The following is an 18186-nucleotide window of genomic DNA, read 5'->3' on the forward strand; positions in this document are numbered from 1 at the left end:
GCGCGGGGGGCCGCGGGCCGGCCGCGGCTCCCGTGGCCGGCGGGTCGGTGCCCGACGTGCCCGCCTGTTCCTCCTCCGAGCGCTCCGCGCAGCGGAACCCCCGGGCCGGACGGCTGCCCACAGCGGGCGCGCCCCGACGGCCGGTAGCCGACAGGCCCCGCAGGGCCCCGGTGATGGAGTAGGGATCTTGAGGGGTGGGCAGATTCGTCATTTCGGGGGGCGTGGCGTAGACTGATGCGTCGGCTCTCGTGTACCTGCATGTCCACATGCCACCGCAAGAGTCGATCAAGGTAGCCGATTCGAAGGGCGAAGCGTGGCCAAGAAGCAAGGTGCCATCGAAATTGAGGGCACCGTGATCGAGTCCCTGCCGAACGCGATGTTCAAGGTGGAGCTCCAGAACGGTCACAAGGTCCTCGCGCACATCTCCGGCAAGATGCGGATGCACTACATCCGTATCCTTCCGGACGACCGGGTCGTCGTGGAGCTCTCTCCGTACGACCTGACGCGCGGGCGGATCGTCTACCGCTACAAGTAGATCTTGTCCGCGCCCTCCCGTGGGGTGGGTGCTGGCACTGACCCGGAGAACCTCACATCCCATGAAGGTCAAGCCGAGCGTCAAGAAGATCTGCGACAAGTGCAAGGTGATCCGCCGTCACGGCCGGGTCATGGTCATCTGCGACAACCTGCGCCACAAGCAGCGCCAGGGCTGACGCACGCCGACCGACCTGCATCTCGCAGATCACGCGCGACGCGAATTTCATATGTACATACGCAGTGCCCACCGGGCCGGTTCAGGCCGGCTGGTGACACCTCCGGCGGGGGCCGGGGACCCGGACCGTTCCTCATACGGCGGTCGGGAATCGGCGCTGCGGAAGACCCCCGAGCACACAGGAGCCATTGAATGGCACGCGTTTCCGGTGTCGACATCCCGCGCGACAAGCGCGTGGAGGTCGCACTCACCTACGTCTTCGGCATTGGCCGCACCCTGGCGCAGGAGACCCTCGCCTCCACCGGTGTGAACCCCAACACCCGCGTTCGTGACCTGTCCGAGGAGGACCTGGTCAAGATCCGCGAGTACGTGGACAACAACATCAAGACCGAGGGTGACCTCCGCCGCGAGATCCAGGCCGACATCCGCCGCAAGGTGGAGATCGGCTGCTACCAGGGTCTGCGCCACCGCCGTGGTCTGCCGGTCCGCGGTCAGCGCACCAGCACGAACGCTCGTACCCGCAAGGGCCCGCGTCGCGCCATCGCCGGTAAGAAGAAGCCGGGCAAGAAGTAGTCCGCAGCGGACGATCTGTCCACGGTCTTCGCTGTAGGACCGACCACCTCCCGTAGGAGTTAAGAGATGCCCCCCAAGGGACGTCAGGGCGCTGCCAAGAAGGTGCGCCGCAAGGAAAAGAAGAACGTCGCTCACGGCCACGCGCACATCAAGAGCACGTTCAACAACACGATCGTGTCCATCACGGACCCGACCGGCAACGTGATCTCCTGGGCCTCCGCCGGCCACGTCGGCTTCAAGGGCTCGCGTAAGTCGACTCCGTTCGCCGCGCAGATGGCCGCCGAGTCCGCCGCGCGTCGCGCCCAGGAGCACGGCATGCGCAAGGTCGACGTCTTCGTGAAGGGCCCGGGCTCCGGTCGCGAGACCGCGATCCGCTCCCTCCAGGCCACCGGCCTCGAGGTCGGCTCCATCCAGGACGTCACGCCGACCCCGCACAACGGCTGCCGTCCGCCGAAGCGCCGCCGCGTCTGAGGCTGCGCGCCGCGCGACGTCCATGCGTCGCCGCTTTGCTTGACGGGTTCGGGCGGTACGTCTCTTTTCAGGCGTGCCGCCCGTACCCTTGCAGTATCCGAGGGCGTCAAATAGCGGGCGCCCACGACTGAAGGAAACACCACCATGCTGATCGCTCAGCGTCCTTCGCTGACCGAAGAGGTCGTCGACGAGTACCGCTCGCGGTTCGTCATCGAGCCGCTGGAGCCGGGCTTCGGCTACACGCTCGGCAACTCCCTCCGTCGGACCCTTCTCTCCTCCATCCCCGGTGCCGCTGTCACCAGCATCCGCATCGACGGTGTCCTGCACGAGTTCACCACCGTGCCGGGCGTCAAGGAGGACGTCACCGACCTGATCCTCAACATCAAGCAGCTCGTCGTCTCCTCCGAGCACGACGAGCCCGTCGTGATGTACCTGCGCAAGCAGGGCCCGGGTCTCGTCACCGCCGCCGACATCGCGCCCCCGGCCGGTGTCGAGGTGCACAACCCGGACCTGGTCCTCGCCACCCTCAACGGCAAGGGCAAGCTGGAGATGGAGCTGACCGTCGAGCGCGGTCGCGGCTACGTCTCCGCCGTCCAGAACAAGCAGGTCGGGCAGGAGATCGGCCGCATCCCGGTCGACTCCATCTACTCGCCCGTCCTCAAGGTGACCTACAAGGTCGAGGCCACCCGAGTCGAGCAGCGCACCGACTTCGACAAGCTCATCGTCGACGTCGAGACCAAGCAGGCCATGCGTCCGCGTGACGCCATGGCCTCCGCCGGCAAGACGCTGGTCGAGCTGTTCGGCCTCGCCCGCGAGCTGAACATCGACGCCGAGGGCATCGACATGGGCCCGTCCCCGACGGACGCCGCCCTGGCCGCCGACCTGGCGCTGCCGATCGAGGAGCTGGAGCTGACGGTCCGCTCCTACAACTGCCTCAAGCGCGAGGGCATCCACTCCGTGGGTGAGCTGGTCGCCCGCTCCGAGGCCGACCTGCTCGACATCCGCAACTTCGGCGCGAAGTCGATCGACGAGGTCAAGGCGAAGCTGGCCGGCATGGGCCTGGCCCTGAAGGACAGCCCGCCCGGATTCGACCCGACCTCCGCCGCCGACACGTTCGGCACGGACGACGACGCCGACTCCGGCTTCGTCGAGACCGAGCAGTACTGAGCCGTCCTGAGCCGCAGGGCTCGACGCGATAGCTGCCCGTAGGCGTCCGCCTGCGGGGTCCTGACACCGGTACCTGATACGGCCGGTGCAGATCACAAGGAGAAACACCATGCCGAAGCCCGCCAAGGGTGCCCGTCTGGGCGGCAGCGCCGCGCACGAGAAGCTTCTTCTCGCGAACCTCGCGAAGGCGCTTTTCGAGCACGGCCGCATCACCACGACCGAGGCCAAGGCCCGCCGCCTGCGCCCGGTCGCGGAGCGCCTGATCACCAAGGCGAAGAAGGGCGACATCCACAACCGTCGCCTGGTGCTGCAGACGATCACGGACAAGGGCATCGTCCACACGCTCTTCACCGAGATCGCCCCCCGCTACGCCGAGCGCCCGGGTGGCTACACCCGCATCACCAAGATCGGCAACCGTCGTGGCGACAACGCCCCGATGGCGGTCATCGAGCTGGTCGAGGGCGAGATCGCCAAGAAGGCGACCGTCGCCGAGGCCGAGGCCGCGACCAAGCGCGCGGTGAAGGAGGCCGACGAGGCCGCCGAGGCTCCGGCCGAGGAGCCGAAGGACGCCTGAGCGTTCTGACGGCCACGGCCGACGGACGGGCCCGTTCCCTCTGGGGGCGGGCCCGTTCCCCATTGTCTCCCGTTTGAGAGGATCGTCGCGTGAGCGATGAAGTGCAGCCCGGGTTCGTACGGGTGCGGCTGGACCTGTCGTACGACGGCAAGGAGTTCCACGGCTGGGCCAAGCAGGCCGGTGGGCAGCGCACCGTGCAGGGGGAGATCGAGGACGCCCTGCGGACCGTGACCCGCTCCTCGCAGACCTACGAGCTGACCGTCGCCGGGCGGACCGACGCCGGGGTGCACGCGCGCGGACAGGTCGCCCATGTCGATCTTCCTGAGGCCGTGTGGGCGGAACACCGGGAGAAGCTGCTGCGGCGGCTGGCCGGGCGGCTCTCGCACGACGTGCGGATCTGGCGGGTGGGCGAGGCTCCCGCAGGGTTCAACGCGCGGTTCTCCGCGATCTGGCGGCGGTACGCCTACCGCGTCACCGACAACCCGGGCGGTGTCGACCCGCTGCTGCGCGGCCACGTGCTCTGGCACGACTGGCCGCTGGACGTCGACACCATGAACGCCGCGGCGGAGAGGCTGCTCGGCGAGCACGACTTCGCCGCCTACTGCAAGAAGCGGGACGGGGCCACCACCATCCGCACCCTGCAGGAGCTGCGGTGGGAGCGGCTGCCGAGCGGGGTGCTGGAGGCGACCGTCCGGGCCGACGCCTTCTGCCACAACATGGTGCGGTCGCTGGTCGGCGCGCTGCTGTTCACGGGGGACGGGCACCGGCCCGTCGACTGGCCCGGGAAGGTGCTGGCCGCAGGAGTGCGGGACTCGGCCGTCCATGTCGTACGGCCCCACGGGCTCACCCTCGAAGAGGTCGGATACCCGGCGGACGAGCTGTTGGCCGCCCGGAACCGGGAGGCCCGCAACAAGCGCTCACTGACCGCCGGTGGCGGGGGCGGTGGCTGCTGCTGACGCCTGGGCCCGGCCCCTGGCGTAGATCTGGTTGAAGGTGAAGGTGCCCAGGTCGTCGCTGGTCTTGAAGACCGTGGCGTCCTCCTTGGTGACCTTCCGGCCGTCCGCGAAGCCCGCCTGGGTGAAGTACGCGTAGCGGCCCAGCGCGTTGGAGCGGCGCAGGCACACCGTGGCGCGGCAGAAGTCGTTCACGCCCGCGCCGGCCAGCGGGAGGATGCCGCCCCGGGCCTCCTCCTTGGCCTTCTGCGCCGCCGCTTCGTCCTTGAACAGGGCGACGCCGACCGTGACCGCCACGCCGTCCCTCGTGTACGTGCTGCGGATGACGCGGGTGCAGCCGTGCTTCTGGAGGACCGCGCCCAGGCCGTCCTTGCCGACGGCGGCGCAGTTCGTGGTGGAGGTGAGGGCGCCCTTCTGGTAGACGCGGTCGCCCATGGTGAGCTTCTTGCCGGGGAAGAGATCCCCGGGGTCGAGGGGTGCCCTGTCCTTCTCCTCCGTGGTGAGGAACTCCATCGGGCTGGGCGGGGGCGGGGGAGCGACCGAGGAGAAGGAGGGTGCGGGGGCCGTCGGGTCCGCGGGCAGGCCGTCGTCGGCGGGAGCCGTGGCCGCGCCGCTGCCGGTGGTGGTGCCCGCCCGGTCCGCGTCGTTCTTGCTGGTGGAGATGACGGCGACCGCGACGAGGGTCGCTATGGCGCCGGTCGCGAGGACGCCGCCGCCCGCGAGGAGCCAGCGCTTGCGGCGATGACGGGCGGCCGAGGCGTCGGCGAGGGCGCCCCAGTCGGGGGTGTGGGAGTCGGTCTCCGGCCGGGCGGGCTGCTGCTGTTGCGCGTACGGCTGTGCGGGCTGCTCCCCGTACGGCTGGTACGGGTCTCCGTGCGTGGGCGGGCCGAAACCCCCGCCGCCCTGCTGCTGCGGATCCTGCGGCCACTGCGGTCCCCCAAAGCTCATGCCGCGCATCCTATAAACCAGTTGGGGGCGTGCCGGTCGGGCGGTCAGAATGCGCCCCATGGGGCATGTCGAGGTCGCACATCTTGAGTACTGCCTGCCGGACGGGCGGGCCCTGCTGGCGGACGCGTCGTTCCGGGTGGGGGAGGGGGCCGTGGTGGCCCTCGTCGGCGCCAACGGGGCCGGGAAGACGACCTTGCTGCGGCTGATCGCGGGGGAGCTCCAGCCACACGGCGGGACCGTGACGGTGAGCGGCGGGCTCGGGGTGATGCCGCAGTTCGTCGGATCCGTGCGGGACGAGCGGACCGTGCGGGACCTGCTGGTGTCGGTGGCGCCGCCGCGGATCCGGGCGGCCGCGCGGGCGGTCGACGAGGCCGAGCACCTGATCATGACGGTCGACGACGAGGCCGCGCAGCTGCGGTACGCGCAGGCGCTCAGCGACTGGGCGGAAGCGCGCGGGTACGAGGCCGAGACGCTGTGGGACATGTGCACGACGGCGGCGCTCGGCGTCCCCTATGAGCGGGCGCAGTTCCGGGACGTGCGCACGCTGAGCGGCGGGGAGCAGAAGCGGCTGGTGCTGGAGGCGCTGCTGCGGGGGCCCGACCAGGTGCTGCTGCTGGACGAGCCGGACAACTACCTGGACGTGCCGGGCAAGCGGTGGCTGGAGGAACGGCTCGCGGAGACCCGGAAGACCGTGCTGTTCATCTCACACGACCGGGAGCTGCTGGCGCGGGCGGCGCAGAAGATCGTCGCGGTGGAACCGGGGCCCGCCGGGTCGGACGTGTGGGTGCACGGCGGCGGCTTCGCGACCTTCCACGAGGCGCGGCGGGAGCGGTTCGCCCGGTTCGAGGAGCTGATGCGCCGGTGGGAGGAGGAGCACGCCAGGCTGAAGGCGCTGGTGCTGCGGCTGCGGCAGCAGGCGGCGAACAGCCCCGACATGGCGTCCCGCTACCGGGCGGCGCAGACCCGGCTGCGGAAGTTCGAGGAGGCCGGGCCGCCGCCGGAGCCGCCGCGGGAGCAGGACATCCGCATGCGGCTGCGGGGCGGGCGCACCGGGGTGCGGGCCGTGACCTGCGAGGGGCTGGAGCTGACCGGCTTGATGAAGCCGTTCGACCTGGAGGTCTTCTACGGGGAGCGGGTCGCCGTGCTGGGCTCGAACGGGTCCGGGAAGTCGCACTTCCTGCGGCTGCTGGCCGGGGACGCGTCGGTGGCGCGCAGCGGGGCCTGGAAGCTGGGGGCCAGGGTCGTACCCGGGCACTTCGCGCAGACGCACGCGCATCCCGAGCTGGAGGGCCGGACACTGGCCGACATCCTGTGGGCCGAGCACGCGAAGGACCGGGGCGGGGCGATGAGCGTGCTGCGCCGGTACGAGCTGGAGCGGCAGGGGGACCAGCCGTTCGGGAAGCTCTCGGGCGGTCAGCAGGCCAGGTTCCAGATCCTGCTGCTGGAACTGGCGGGGACGACGGCTCTGCTGCTGGACGAGCCGACGGACAACCTGGACCTGGAGTCGGCGGAGGCTCTGCAGACCGGGCTGGAGGCGTATGAGGGGACGGTGCTGGCCGTGACGCACGACCGGTGGTTCGCCCGGTCCTTCGACCGGTTCCTGGTGTTCGGTGCGGACGGGGTCGTGCGGGAGACGGCGGAGCCGGTGTGGGACGAGCGGAGGGTGGCGCGGGAGCGCTGAGGGGGCCGGGGGGGGCGACGCCCCTGGTCCCCGGGGCCGGGGCGCGAGGCCCCCGGCCCCGGGAGCCGCCCTCGTCGTTTTGACCCATCGCGTGTCGCCCGCGTATTCTTCTGGTTCGTTATGCGTACTGGCTTGCTCTATCTCACGTGAGAGGCCGTTACGCCGGTCCACCGGGCCGATGACCAGCGACCTGCACTCGGTTTGCGTCACCGACGTGTGGTCTTGGCTGTCGTGATCGTCCGTGGTGGCCTTGACAGGACCCACTCACTGAAGAAGCGAAGGCTACGACCGTGCGTACGTACAGCCCCAAGCCCGGCGATGTCACCCGCCAGTGGCACGTCATTGACGCCCAGGACGTCGTCCTGGGCCGTCTGGCCTCCACTGCCGCGACCCTCCTGCGGGGCAAGCACAAGCCGATCTACGCGCCGCACGTTGACGCTGGTGACTTCGTCATCATCATCAACGCCGACAAGGTGCACCTGTCCGGCAACAAGCGGACCCAGAAGATGGCGTACCGCCACTCCGGCTACCCGGGTGGTCTGCGCTCCGTCCGCTACGACGAGCTCCTCGAGAAGAACCCCGAGAAGGCCATCGAGAAGGCCGTCAAGGGCATGCTCCCGAAGAACTCCCTGGGCCGCCAGATGCTCTCGAAGCTGAAGGTCTACGCGGGCGAGAACCACCCGCACGGCGCCCAGCAGCCGGTCCCGTTCGAGATCACCCAGGTCGCGCAGTAAGTCCGGCCACCCCCTAAGACGAAAAGAATCTGAGGAGCATCGTGGCCGAGACCACCCCTGAGACCCCCGTCGACGAGTTCGAGGGCGTCGAGGAGTACACCACCGAGACCGAGGCCGTCGTGGAGGGTGAGTACACCTCCGAGTCGCTCGCCTCCCGCTTCGGCGAGCCGCAGCCGGCCGCCGGCCTGGGCCGTCGCAAGAACGCGATCGCCCGTGTCCGGATCATCCCCGGCTCCGGCAAGTGGAAGATCAACGGTCGCACCCTTGAGGACTACTTCCCCAACAAGGTGCACCAGCAGGAAGTCAACGAGCCGTTCAAGGTCCTGGAGCTTGAGGGCCGCTACGACGTCGTCGCCCGCATCGCGGGTGGCGGTGTCTCCGGTCAGGCCGGTGCGCTCCGCCTCGGTGTCGCCCGTGCGCTGAACGAGGCGGACGTCGACAACAACCGCGGCGCCCTGAAGAAGGCCGGCTTCCTCCGCCGCGACGACCGCGCGGTCGAGCGCAAGAAGGCCGGTCTCAAGAAGGCCCGCAAGGCCCCGCAGTACAGCAAGCGCTAATCCCGCGCCTGCTCGGTCTGCGAGACCTGCGCGACAGGCTCGTAAGGTACGCCCCGGCGGCACATGCAGAATGTGCCGCCGGGGCGCGCCCCTTTTGGGGCCGGTGTTCCGGTCCGGCCCCGTGGCGGGTGTCGATGGGGACGCCCGTGGAAAGCAATGGAGGACAGCTGTGGGACGACTCTTCGGCACGGACGGCGTGCGCGGTGTCGCCAACGCGGATCTGACGGCGGAGCTGGCGCTCGGCCTGTCGGTGGCGGCGGCGCATGTGCTCGCCGAGGCGGGAACCTTCGAAGGCCATCGGCCGACCGCCGTGGTCGGCAGGGACCCGCGCGCGTCGGGAGAGTTCCTGGAGGCCGCGGTCGTCGCGGGCCTCGCCAGCGCCGGGGTCGACGTGCTGCGGGTCGGCGTGCTGCCGACGCCCGCGGTCGCCTATCTGACCGGGTCGCTCGGCGCCGACCTGGGCGTCATGCTGTCCGCCTCGCACAACGCCATGCCCGACAACGGCATCAAGTTCTTCGCGCGCGGCGGCCACAAACTCCCCGACGACCTCGAGAACCGCATCGAGGCCGTGTACGAGGAGCACCGGCGGGGAGAGCCCTGGGACCGGCCCACCGGCGCCGGTGTCGGACGGGTCAAGGACTACGCGGAGGGGGCCGAGGCGTACATCGGTCATCTGCTGTCCGTGCTGCCGAACCGGCTCGACGGGCTGAAGGTCGTCCTGGACGAGGCGCACGGCGCCGCCTCGCACGTGTCGCCCGCCGCCTTCGAACGGGCCGGGGCCGAGGTCGTCACCATCGGTGCCGCCCCCGACGGGCTCAACATCAACGACGGGTGCGGCTCCACGCACCTCGGCATGCTGCGCGCCGCCGTCGTCGAGCACGGCGCCCACCTGGGCATCGCCCACGACGGGGACGCCGACCGGTGCCTGGCCGTGGACCACACGGGTACGGAGGTCGACGGCGACCAGATCCTCGCCGTGCTGGCCCTCGCGATGCGCGAGGCGGGCACGCTGCGCGGTGACACCGTTGTCGCCACCGTCATGTCCAACCTGGGCTTCAAGCTGGCCATGGAGCGCGAGGGACTGAAGCTCGTCCAGACCGCGGTCGGTGACCGGTACGTGCTGGAGGAGATGAAGGACAAGGGGTACGCGCTGGGCGGTGAGCAGTCCGGGCACGTGATCGTCCTGGACCACGCCACCACCGGGGACGGCACCCTCACCGGTCTGCTGCTCGCCGCGCGTGTCGCGGCCACCGGGCGGACGCTGGCCGAGCTGGCCGGGGTCATGGAGCGGCTGCCGCAGGTGCTGATCAACGTCAAGAACGTCGACAAGTCGCGCGTGCGGACCTCCGCCGAACTGGGCCACGCCGTCGCGGAGGCCGAGCGGGCGCTGGGGACAACCGGCCGCGTGCTGCTCCGGCCGTCCGGCACGGAGCCGCTCGTGCGCGTGATGGTGGAGGCCGCCGACATCGAGCAGGCCCGCGCGGTGGCCAGCCGGCTCGCGGACGCGGTGAAGGCGACGCTGGGCTGACGCCGGATCAGATGCTCTGGTGGGGCGCCCCGCTGGTCCGTGACGGGCTCGCGGGGCGTCTCCTTCTTCGTACGGGGGCGGGTTCTGTCACAGCTTGCGGAGTGACAGGCGCTGGACCTTGTGGTCCGGTCCCTTCCTGACGACCAGGGTGGCGCGGCTGCGGGTCGGGGCGATGTTCTCCAGCAGGTTCGGCTTGTTGATGGTCCGCCACATCGTGCGGGCGTAGTCGAGCGCCTCGTCCTCACCGACCTGCGTGTACTTGCGGAAGTACGAGGAAGGGTCCTGGAACGCGGTCTGCCGCAGCTTGCGGAAGCGGTTCAGGTACCAGCTCTCGACGTCCTCGGTGCGGGCGTCCACGTACACGGAGAAGTCGAAGTAGTCGGCCAGCCCGACGCGGGTGCGGCCGTCCTTGCCGGGCAGGGCGGGCTGAAGGACGTTCAGGCCCTCGACGATCAGGATGTCGGGGCGGCGGACGGTGAGCTGCCGGCCGGGCGCGATGTCGTAGATGAGGTGCGAGTAGACCGGCGCGGTCACCTCGTCCTTGCCCGCCTTGATGTCCGCGACGAACCGGGTGAGGGCCCTGCGGTCGTACGACTCGGGGAAGCCCTTCCGGGACATCAGCCCCCGTGCCTGCAGCTCCTTCATCGGCAGCAGGAACCCGTCGGTCGTGACCCGCTCCACGCGCGGGTGCTCCGGCCAGCGCGCCAGCAGTGCCTGGAGGAGCCGGGCGACGGTCGACTTCCCGACCGCGACGGATCCGGCGACGCCTATCACGAACGGCGTGCCGCGCTGGGCGCCGGTCTCGCCCAGGAACGTGTTGAGCGCCCCGCGGAGGTTCGCGGTGGCGCCGACGTAGAGGTTGAGGAGCCGGGACAGCGGCAGGTAGATGTCCCGCACCTCGTCCAGGTCGATGACGTCCCCGAGACCGCGGAGCCGCTCCACCTCGTCGGCGGTGAGCGGCAGCGGCGTCTTGTCGCGCAACGCGCTCCACTGGTCGCGGGTGAGGTCGACGTAGGGGGTCGACTCGGCCCGCGCCCGTCCGGCGCCGTTGCCGTTGGGCGGCTGGGGTGTGCTGCTCCGTGGCGGCGAAGTGATCACACTGCCATTGTCGTGCGTACGGGGGCGGCGTGGAGGGTGGGGTCGGTCACGTGGCCCCGCCGTACGGGGTCGGGGGACCGGCTACGGGGTCAGCAGCTTGTCGCGGAGCGCCGCCCACTCCAGCGAGTGCCGGATGCCCTCCGCGACGGAGTGGCGGGGCTCCCAGTCCAGCAGCTTTCGCGCGCGGTCGCTGCGGGTGTAGGCGCCGACGACGTCGCCGGGGCGGCGGGGGACCTCGACGCCCTCGACCGGCTCGGCCACCACGCTGTTGAACGCGTCCAGCAGCTCCCGCACGGTCGTGCCGGTGCCCGTGCCCAGGTTGATGGAGGTGCTGCCCCGTTCCAGCAGCGTGTCGAACCGCCGGAGCGCGGCCACATGGGCGGTGGCCAGGTCCCAGACGTGGACGTAGTCGCGGATGCCGGAGCCGTCGCGGGTGGCGTAGTCGGTGCCGGTGATCCGGAACGGGGCCTTCTCCTCGTACGCCTCGATCATCTTGCCCAGCGCGTGGCTCGGGCGGCGGAGCTGGAGACCGGTGCGCATCCGGGGATCGGCGCCGATGGGGTTGAAGTAGCGCAGGGAGAGGATCCGGATCGGCCGGGTGGCGGCGATGTCGCTGAACATGCCCTCGCACACCGCCTTCGTCCGGGCGTACGGGCTCTGTGGGTCCAGGCCCGAGTCCTCGGTGACGGTGAGGTCGGGCTCGGCCCGGTAGATGGAGGCGGAGGAGCTGAAGAGCATGCGGCCGCAGCCGTTGCGGAGGAGGTGCTCGGTGAAGTCCAGGCTCTTCGTCACGTTCGCCCGGTAGTAGCCCACCGGGTCGGCCACCGAGTCCGGTACGACGATCAGCGCGGCGCAGTGGACGACGGCGTCGATGTCGGGGTGTTCGTGGAACACCCGGTCGACGAGCGCGCCGTCCGCGATGTCGCCCTCGTAGAAGGGGCGGTCGGCCACGAACTCACGGCGGCCGGTCACCAGGCTGTCCAGGACCACGACGTCGATGCCCGCGTCGGAGCACGCCGAGGCGACGGTGCTGCCGATGTATCCGGCTCCTCCGGCGATCAGGACCTTCATCCCTGTTTCCCTCCGTCTGTCCGTGCGCGCGCCGCCGTTCCGTGCCGCGTGCGGCGCTGAGGGCCGAGCCTACCGGCGGCGGGACACCGCGTGGGCGGGCGTTTGGCGATCACGGTGTCGTCACGGTCTGATCGCGTCATGGACCTGACCAGAAGGGGTGTCGGTGGCGGCGTTTAGTGTTCTTTACAACTACACACAGAAGGATCAAAGAAAAGCCGATGCGCCGCTCCAAGTTCGTCCGCCGTTCCGCCGTCGCCGCCACCGCGGTCTCCCTCGCCCTGCTGGTCACCGCGTGCGGTGGTGAGGCCAAGGACGACGCCGCCCCCGAGGAGACGGCGAAGGCCGATTCCTCCGCGCCCGCCGCGGACGCGCCCGCCCCCGCGGCCGAGGTCCTGTCCGCCGACGAGCTGGAGAAGGCGCTCGTCGTGCAGGGCGACGTCGAGGGCTTCAAGGTCAAGAAGCCGATGGACGCCGCGCTCAAGATGCTGGAGACGGGCAGCGTCACCACCGACAAGGCCGAGTGCGAGCCGCTCGCCCGCCTCGTCATCTCCTTCAAGCTGGGTGAGCCCGCCGCGACCGCCGCCACTCAGGCGACGGCCGAACTCGACAAGAAGAACCTCTTCGACATGAAGTCGACCATGATCGGCCTCTCCTCGTACGAGGGGAAGGGCGCCGAGGAGACCCTGGCGTCCGTCCGCACCGCCGGAGGCGCATGCGCCGACGGCTTCACGTACACCGTCGGCGCCGAGACGACCAAGGTCACCAAGGTCGAGGAGCTGAAGGTGTCGGGTGGCGACGAGGCCACCGGCTGGGTCGTGACGACCGAGGTCGACGGCGAGAAGATGCCGTACCACGCCGGGCTCGTCCGGCAGGGCAGCACGCTCGCCGCGTTCCCCACGCTCAACCTCGGCTCCGCAGTGACCGGCAAGGACAGCGACTTCCCGGCCGCCCTCGCCACCGCCCAGGTCGAGAAGCTCGCCAAGCAGGGCTGACACACCGGCGCCCGCCGGAGTCGTAGGCTGCCGCCATGTGCGGAATCGTGGGATACGTCGGCGGACAGTCGGCGCTCGATGTGGTGATCGCAGGCCTCAAGAGGCTCGAGTACCGGGGCTACGACTCGGCGGGCGTCGCCGTGCTCGCGGACGGCGGGCTGGCCACGGCCAAGAAGGCCGGGAAGCTCGTCAACCTGGAGAAGGAGCTGGTCGGCCGCCCGCTGCCCAGCGGGTCCACCGGGATCGGACACACCCGGTGGGCCACCCACGGCGGCCCCACCGACGCCAACGCGCACCCGCACATGGACAACGCGGGGCGGGTCGCGGTCGTCCACAACGGCATCATCGAGAACTTCGCCGCGCTGCGCGCCGAGCTGGCCGAGCGCGGCCACACCCTGGAGTCGGAGACCGACACCGAGGTCGTCGCCCATCTGCTGGCCGAGACCCACTCGTCCACCGGCGACCTGGCCGAGGCCATGCGGCAGGTGTGCCGCAGGCTCGACGGGGCCTTCACCCTCGTCGCCGTCCACGCGGACGAGCCCGACGTGGTCGTCGGGGCCCGGCGCAACTCGCCGCTCGTCGTCGGTGTCGGGGAGGGCGAGAGCTTCCTCGCCTCCGACGTCGCCGCGTTCATCGAGCACACCCGGTCCGCGATCGAACTGGGCCAGGACCAGGTCGTGGAGCTGCGCCGGGAGAACGTCACGGTCACCGACTTCGACGGGGCGCCCGCCGACGTGCGGTCGTACCACGTCGACTGGGACGCCTCCGCCGCCGAGAAGGGCGGCTACGACTACTTCATGCTCAAGGAGATCGCGGAGCAGCCGAAGGCGGTGGCCGACACCCTGCTGGGGAGGATCGACGCGGAGGGGTCGATGACCCTCGACGAGGTGCGGATCCCCGCGACCGTGCTGCGCCAGGCCACCAAGGTCGTCATCGTCGCCTGCGGCACCGCGTTCCACGCCGGGCTCATCGCCAAGTACGCGATCGAGCACTGGACCCGCATCCCCTGCGAGGTGGAGCTCGCCAGCGAGTTCCGCTACCGGGACCCGATCCTCGACCAGCGGACGCTGGTCATCGCGATCTCGCAGTCCGGCGAGACCATGGACACGCTGATGGCGCTGCGGCACGCGCGCGAGCAGGGCGCCCGGGTGCTGGCGATCTGCAACACGAACGGGTCCACGATCCCGCGGGAGTCGGACGCGGTTCTCTACACGCACGCCGGACCCGAGGTCGCGGTCGCGTCCACCAAGGCGTTCCTCACCCAGCTCGTCGCCTGTTACCTGGTGGCGCTGTACCTGGGGCAGGTGCGCGGCACCAAGTGGGGCGACGAGATCCGGGCCGTCATCAGGGACCTGGCGCGGATCGCGGAGGACGTCGAGCGGGTGCTCGACACCATGGAGCCGGTACGCGAGCTGGCGCGGTCGCTGGCCGGCAAGGACACCGTGCTGTTCCTGGGCCGTCATGTCGGCTACCCCGTGGCGCTCGAAGGCGCGCTGAAGCTCAAGGAACTCGCGTACATGCACGCCGAGGGCTTCGCGGCCGGCGAGCTGAAGCACGGGCCGATCGCCCTGATCGAGGAGGACCTGCCGGTCGTCGTGGTCGTGCCCTCGCCGCGCGGGCGGTCCGTGCTGCACGACAAGATCGTCTCCAACATCCAGGAGATCCGTGCCCGGGGCGCGCGGACCATCGTCATCGCGGAGGAGGGCGACGAGGCGGTCGTCCCGTACGCCGACCACCTGATCCGCGTTCCCGCGACTCCGACACTCCTTCAGCCGCTCGTCTCCACCGTGCCGTTGCAGGTCTTCGCCTGCGAGCTGGCCACGGCCCGGGGCAACGAGGTGGACCAGCCGCGCAACCTGGCGAAGTCGGTCACCGTCGAATGATCATCGGGGTGGGGATCGACGTCGCGGAGATCGACCGGTTCGCGGCGGCGCTGGAGCGCACCCCGCATCTGGCCGAACGGCTCTTCGTGGAGCGGGAGCTGCTGCTGCCGAGCGGGGAGCGGCGGGGAGTCGCGTCACTCGCGGCACGGTTCGCCGCGAAGGAGGCGATCGCGAAGGCGCTGGGCGCGCCGGCCGGGCTGCACTGGACGGACGCGGAGGTGTACGTGGAACCGAGCGGGCAGCCGCGGCTGCGGGTGCGGGGGACGGTCGCGGAGCGTGCCGCCGAGCTGGGGGTGCGGCACTGGCACGTGTCGCTCAGCCATGACGCGGGAGTGGCGTCGGCGGTGGTGATCGCGGAGGGGTGAGGCGGGGGCCGAGACCCCGCCCCCGAACGCCTGGCGGGCTGGAACGGCCGCTGACGAGGAGGATGAGCTGGTGCGTACTGCATACCGTGTCGAGACCGTGCGGGCGGCCGAGGCCGCGTTGATGGAGCGGGTGCCGGACGGGGCCCTGATGCAGCGGGCCGCCGCGGGGCTGGCCGGGGCCTGTGCCGGGCTGCTCGGGCGGGTGTACGGGGCCAGGGTGGTCCTGCTGGTCGGCAGCGGCGACAACGGGGGTGACGCCCTGTACGCGGGCGCCCGGCTGGCGCGGCGTGGCGCCGGGGTGGCGGCGGTGCTGCTGGGGGCGCGGGCCCATGAGGCGGGGCTGGACGCGCTGCGGCGTGCGGGCGGGCGGGTCGCGGAGGACCCGTTCGCGGTGCTGACCCGCGCGGACCTGGTCCTGGACGGCATCACCGGCATCGGCGGCAGCGGCGGGCTGCGGCCCGGCGCCGTGCCCGTGGTGCGGGCCGCGCGCGGCTCGGACGCGGTCGTGGTGGCCGTGGACCTGCCGAGCGGTGTGGACGCCGACACGGGCACGGTGGACGGGGAGGCCGTACGGGCCGACGCCACGGTGACCTTCGGCGCGTACAAGCCGGGGCTGCTCGTCGACCCGGCGCGGGAGTACGCGGGCGCGCTGCGGCTCGTCGACATCGGGCTGGGCCCGCACCTGCCGGACGTACCGGAACTCGAGGCGCTCCAGCACGCGGACGTGGCGCGGCTGCTGCCCGTGCCCGGGGCGGAGAGCGACAAGTACCGGCGGGGCGTGGTCGGGCTGGTCGCCGGGTCGGCGCGGTACCCGGGAGCCGCCGTGCTCGCCGTGACGGGGGCACTGCGGGGCGGAGCGGGGGCCGTGCGGTACGTGGGGCCCGCCGGGAACGCCGTGCTGGCCCGGCACCCGGAGACGCTGGTGCACGACGGGTCACCGCGCAAGGCGGGGCGTGTCCAGGCGTGGGTCGTCGGGCCGGGGCTGGGGGACACGCCCGGGGCGGAGGAGGTGCTCGCCTCCGAGGTGCCCGTCCTCGTGGACGCGGACGGGCTGCGGCTGCTGGACCCCGGGGCCGTGCGGGACCGGTCCGCGCCGACCGTGCTGACCCCGCACGCGGGAGAGGCGGCGGCGCTGCTGGGCGTGGCCCGCGAGGAGGTCGAGGCGCGGCGGCTGGACGCGGTGCGGGAGCTGGCGGGGCGGTACGGGGCGACGGTGCTGCTGAAGGGGTCCACGACCCTGGTGGCCGACCCCTCGGGCGGGCTCCCGGTGCGGGTCAATCCGACCGGGACGTCCTGGCTGGCGACGGCCGGGAGCGGCGACGTGCTGTCGGGGCTGGCGGGGTCGCTTCTGGCGGCGGGGCTGGTGCCGAGGGACGCGGCGTCCGCGGCTGCGTACCTGCACGGGCTGGCGGCGAGGCGGGCCGCGCGGGGGGCGCCGGTGGCGGCGTACGACGTGGGGGAGGCCCTGGCGGGGGCGTGGCGGGACGTGGTGGGCGGCACCGGGCGGGAGTAGGCCTCCGGAGGGCGTCCTCCCTGCTCCCGTCCCTTCCCGGCGGTGCCCGCCGCGCGGGGGCGCGCCCCGGCGCCGCTCCCGCGAGCTGTTCGGCGGCGGGTGTCCGCAGAACGGCGCCCGCCCTCGGTACTCCCCCGGAGGGGTACCGGGGGACGGGCCTGAGTGGGCCGGGGGGCCCACCTGACACACTGGGCCCGATGAGTACGACACCGCACCCCGGCACCGCCCGGGCCTCCGCTGAGATCGACCTCGCCGCGCTGCGCGCCAACGTGCGGGCGCTGCGGGCCCGGGTCGCGCCGGGTGGCGCGCAGGTCATGGGCGTGGTGAAGGCCGACGCGTACGGGCACGGGGCCGTGCCGTGCGCGCGCGCCGCGCTGGAGGCCGGGGCGACCTGGCTCGGCACCGCCACCCCGTACGAGGCGCTCGCGCTGCGGGCCGCCGGGATCGACGCACCGCTGCTGTGCTGGCTGTGGACGCCGGGCGGGCCCTGGCGCGCCGCGATCGACGCGGACGTGGACGTGACGGTCAGCGGGCTGTGGGCGCTGGACGAGGTCACCGAGGCCGCCCGCGCCGCCGGGCGCCCCGCGCGCGTGCAGCTGAAGGCCGACACCGGGCTCGGCCGCAACGGCTGTCTGCCCGCCGACTGGCCGCGCCTGGTGAGCGAGGCGCTGACCGCGCAGGCCGAGGGGCTGGTGCGGGTCACCGGGCTGTGGTCGCACTTCGCCTGTGCCGACGAGCCCGGCCACCCCTCCATCGCCGAGCAGCTGGCGCGGTTCCAGGACATGCTGGAGCACGCCGAGAAGGCAGGCGTCCGGCCCGAGGTGCGGCATATGGCCAACTCGCCCGCCACGCTCACCCTCCCGGGCTCCTACTTCGACCTCGTGCGGGCCGGGGTCGCCATGTACGGGATCTCGCCCAGCCCGGAGCTGGGCACCCCCGCCGACTACGGGCTGCGGCCCGTGATGCGGCTGTCCGCCCGTGTGGCGTCCGTCAAGCAGGCCCCGGCGGGCCTCGGCATCAGCTACGGCCATCACTACGTCACGGACCGCGAGACGAACCTGGCTCTCGTGCCGGTCGGGTACGCCGACGGGGTCCCGCGCCAGGCCTCCGGGCGCGGGCCGGTCCTCCTGGGCGGGGCGGTGCGTACGGTCGCGGGCCGGATCGCCATGGACCAGTTCGTCCTCGACCTGGGCGCCGACACCGTCGACCCCGGTGCCCGCGCCGTGCTGTTCGGGCCCGGCGACGACGGCGAGCCCACGGCCGAGGACTGGGCACGGGCCGCCGGCACCATCGCGTACGAGATCGTCACCCGGATCGGGCAGCGGGTCCCGCGCGTCTACGTGGGTGAGACGGACGCCTAGGGGGTCGG

The 18186-nt window shown here is 71.8% G+C and carries 20 protein-coding genes; 16 read left to right on the plus strand and 4 right to left on the minus strand.

Features of this window, described 5'->3' with window-relative positions:
• On the minus strand, positions 1 to 211 hold a 211-nt coding region (locus I3F58_RS23190; protein WP_240110606.1), incomplete at its 3' end, for a hypothetical protein.
• Positions 212 to 313: 102 nt separating this feature from the next.
• On the opposite strand from I3F58_RS23190, the gene infA reads away from it, so the two are divergent.
• The 7 genes from infA to truA all read left to right on the plus strand — a co-directional run bounded on the left by infA (position 314) and on the right by truA (position 4450).
• The gene (gene infA, locus I3F58_RS23195; RefSeq protein ID WP_003956442.1) at positions 314 to 535 is read left to right on the plus strand and encodes a translation initiation factor IF-1; all 222 of its coding nucleotides are present in this window, start codon (positions 314 to 316) and stop codon (positions 533 to 535) included.
• 61 nt (positions 536 to 596) lie between these two features.
• Positions 597 to 710 (plus strand): 50S ribosomal protein L36, encoded by a 114-nt coding sequence (gene rpmJ / locus I3F58_RS23200; protein WP_003956441.1) that lies wholly within the window; start codon positions 597 to 599, stop codon positions 708 to 710.
• Between the two features lie 191 nt (positions 711 to 901).
• Entirely contained in the window at positions 902 to 1282 is a 381-nt protein-coding gene (rpsM, locus tag I3F58_RS23205; RefSeq protein ID WP_175407572.1) for a 30S ribosomal protein S13, read from the plus strand.
• Positions 1283 to 1348: 66 nt separating this feature from the next.
• Positions 1349 to 1753 (plus strand): 30S ribosomal protein S11, encoded by a 405-nt coding sequence (gene rpsK / locus I3F58_RS23210; RefSeq protein ID WP_003948617.1) that lies wholly within the window; start codon positions 1349 to 1351, stop codon positions 1751 to 1753.
• A gap of 144 nt (positions 1754 to 1897) precedes the next feature.
• On the plus strand, positions 1898 to 2920 hold the full coding sequence (locus I3F58_RS23215; RefSeq protein WP_240110607.1) for a DNA-directed RNA polymerase subunit alpha: 1023 nt from the start codon (positions 1898 to 1900) through the stop codon (positions 2918 to 2920).
• Positions 2921 to 3029: 109 nt separating this feature from the next.
• Entirely contained in the window at positions 3030 to 3494 is a 465-nt protein-coding gene (gene rplQ, locus I3F58_RS23220) for a 50S ribosomal protein L17 (protein ID WP_240110608.1), read from the plus strand.
• A gap of 89 nt (positions 3495 to 3583) precedes the next feature.
• Positions 3584 to 4450: a tRNA pseudouridine(38-40) synthase TruA gene (gene truA, locus I3F58_RS23225; RefSeq protein WP_240110609.1), complete on the plus strand. Its 867-nt coding sequence runs from the start codon at positions 3584 to 3586 to the stop codon at positions 4448 to 4450.
• On the opposite strand, the gene I3F58_RS23230 is transcribed toward truA, so the two are convergent.
• Complete coding sequence (locus tag I3F58_RS23230; RefSeq protein WP_240110610.1) at positions 4412 to 5395, minus strand: hypothetical protein; 984 nt, start codon at positions 5393 to 5395, stop codon at positions 4412 to 4414. The genes truA and I3F58_RS23230 overlap by 39 nt on opposite strands.
• A 49-nt stretch (positions 5396 to 5444) precedes the next feature.
• On the opposite strand from I3F58_RS23230, the gene I3F58_RS23235 reads away from it, so the two are divergent.
• The 4 genes from I3F58_RS23235 to glmM all read left to right on the plus strand — a co-directional run bounded on the left by I3F58_RS23235 (position 5445) and on the right by glmM (position 9895).
• Positions 5445 to 7076, plus strand: coding sequence for an ABC-F family ATP-binding cassette domain-containing protein (locus I3F58_RS23235; RefSeq protein ID WP_240110611.1), 1632 nt, complete (start codon positions 5445 to 5447; stop codon positions 7074 to 7076).
• Between the two features lie 290 nt (positions 7077 to 7366).
• Entirely contained in the window at positions 7367 to 7810 is a 444-nt protein-coding gene (rplM, locus tag I3F58_RS23240; RefSeq protein ID WP_240110612.1) for a 50S ribosomal protein L13, read from the plus strand.
• Positions 7811 to 7851: 41 nt separating this feature from the next.
• Positions 7852 to 8367 (plus strand): 30S ribosomal protein S9, encoded by a 516-nt coding sequence (gene rpsI, locus I3F58_RS23245; protein WP_240110613.1) that lies wholly within the window; start codon positions 7852 to 7854, stop codon positions 8365 to 8367.
• A gap of 169 nt (positions 8368 to 8536) precedes the next feature.
• The gene (gene glmM, locus I3F58_RS23250) at positions 8537 to 9895 is read left to right on the plus strand and encodes a phosphoglucosamine mutase (protein ID WP_240110614.1); all 1359 of its coding nucleotides are present in this window, start codon (positions 8537 to 8539) and stop codon (positions 9893 to 9895) included.
• Positions 9896 to 9982: 87 nt separating this feature from the next.
• On the opposite strand, the gene coaA is transcribed toward glmM, so the two are convergent.
• Both coaA and galE read right to left on the minus strand, forming a co-directional pair.
• Entirely contained in the window at positions 9983 to 10993 is a 1011-nt protein-coding gene (coaA, locus tag I3F58_RS23255; RefSeq protein WP_240110615.1) for a type I pantothenate kinase, read from the minus strand.
• Between the two features lie 81 nt (positions 10994 to 11074).
• Positions 11075 to 12064: a UDP-glucose 4-epimerase GalE gene (gene galE / locus I3F58_RS23260; protein ID WP_240110616.1), complete on the minus strand. Its 990-nt coding sequence runs from the start codon at positions 12062 to 12064 to the stop codon at positions 11075 to 11077.
• A 218-nt stretch (positions 12065 to 12282) separates the two neighbouring features.
• On the opposite strand from galE, the gene I3F58_RS23265 reads away from it, so the two are divergent.
• The 5 genes from I3F58_RS23265 to alr all read left to right on the plus strand — a co-directional run bounded on the left by I3F58_RS23265 (position 12283) and on the right by alr (position 18178).
• Positions 12283 to 13056, plus strand: coding sequence for a hypothetical protein (locus I3F58_RS23265; RefSeq protein WP_240110617.1), 774 nt, complete (start codon positions 12283 to 12285; stop codon positions 13054 to 13056).
• Between the two features lie 35 nt (positions 13057 to 13091).
• A complete protein-coding gene (glmS, locus tag I3F58_RS23270; RefSeq protein WP_240110618.1) occupies positions 13092 to 14939 on the plus strand; it encodes a glutamine--fructose-6-phosphate transaminase (isomerizing) in 1848 nt (615 codons plus the stop codon).
• Positions 14936 to 15304: a holo-ACP synthase gene (locus I3F58_RS23275; protein ID WP_240110619.1), complete on the plus strand. Its 369-nt coding sequence runs from the start codon at positions 14936 to 14938 to the stop codon at positions 15302 to 15304. Before glmS ends, I3F58_RS23275 begins: the two co-directional genes overlap by 4 nt.
• Positions 15305 to 15374: 70 nt before the next feature.
• Positions 15375 to 16817 (plus strand): NAD(P)H-hydrate dehydratase, encoded by a 1443-nt coding sequence (locus I3F58_RS23280; RefSeq protein WP_240110620.1) that lies wholly within the window; start codon positions 15375 to 15377, stop codon positions 16815 to 16817.
• Positions 16818 to 17014: 197 nt separating this feature from the next.
• Positions 17015 to 18178, plus strand: a complete 1164-nt coding sequence (gene alr / locus I3F58_RS23285) for an alanine racemase (protein WP_240110621.1) — start codon at positions 17015 to 17017, stop codon at positions 18176 to 18178.
• The last annotated feature ends 8 nt before the right edge of the window (positions 18179 to 18186 follow it).

The organism is Streptomyces sp. MUM 203J (assembly GCF_022414595.1).
GTDB lineage: Bacteria > Actinomycetota > Actinomycetes > Streptomycetales > Streptomycetaceae > Streptomyces.

Excerpts from the sequence above, each read along its gene's own strand:
- glmS (WP_240110618.1), top strand. The coding sequence starts at position 13,092 with ATGTGCGGAATCGTGGGATACGTCGGCGGACAGTCGGCGCTCGATGTG.
- I3F58_RS23235 (WP_240110611.1), top strand. The coding sequence starts at position 5,445 with ATGCGCCCCATGGGGCATGTCGAGGTCGCACATCTTGAGTACTGCCTG.
- rpsM (WP_175407572.1), top strand. The coding sequence starts at position 902 with ATGGCACGCGTTTCCGGTGTCGACATCCCGCGCGACAAGCGCGTGGAG.
- alr (WP_240110621.1), top strand. The coding sequence starts at position 17,015 with ATGAGTACGACACCGCACCCCGGCACCGCCCGGGCCTCCGCTGAGATC.
- I3F58_RS23265 (WP_240110617.1), top strand. The coding sequence starts at position 12,283 with ATGCGCCGCTCCAAGTTCGTCCGCCGTTCCGCCGTCGCCGCCACCGCG.
- rpmJ (WP_003956441.1), top strand. The coding sequence starts at position 597 with ATGAAGGTCAAGCCGAGCGTCAAGAAGATCTGCGACAAGTGCAAGGTG.
- rplQ (WP_240110608.1), top strand. The coding sequence starts at position 3,030 with ATGCCGAAGCCCGCCAAGGGTGCCCGTCTGGGCGGCAGCGCCGCGCAC.
- galE (WP_240110616.1), bottom strand. The coding sequence starts at position 12,064 with ATGAAGGTCCTGATCGCCGGAGGAGCCGGATACATCGGCAGCACCGTC.
- rpsK (WP_003948617.1), top strand. The coding sequence starts at position 1,349 with ATGCCCCCCAAGGGACGTCAGGGCGCTGCCAAGAAGGTGCGCCGCAAG.
- I3F58_RS23230 (WP_240110610.1), bottom strand. The coding sequence starts at position 5,395 with ATGAGCTTTGGGGGACCGCAGTGGCCGCAGGATCCGCAGCAGCAGGGC.
- I3F58_RS23215 (WP_240110607.1), top strand. The coding sequence starts at position 1,898 with ATGCTGATCGCTCAGCGTCCTTCGCTGACCGAAGAGGTCGTCGACGAG.
- I3F58_RS23275 (WP_240110619.1), top strand. The coding sequence starts at position 14,936 with ATGATCATCGGGGTGGGGATCGACGTCGCGGAGATCGACCGGTTCGCG.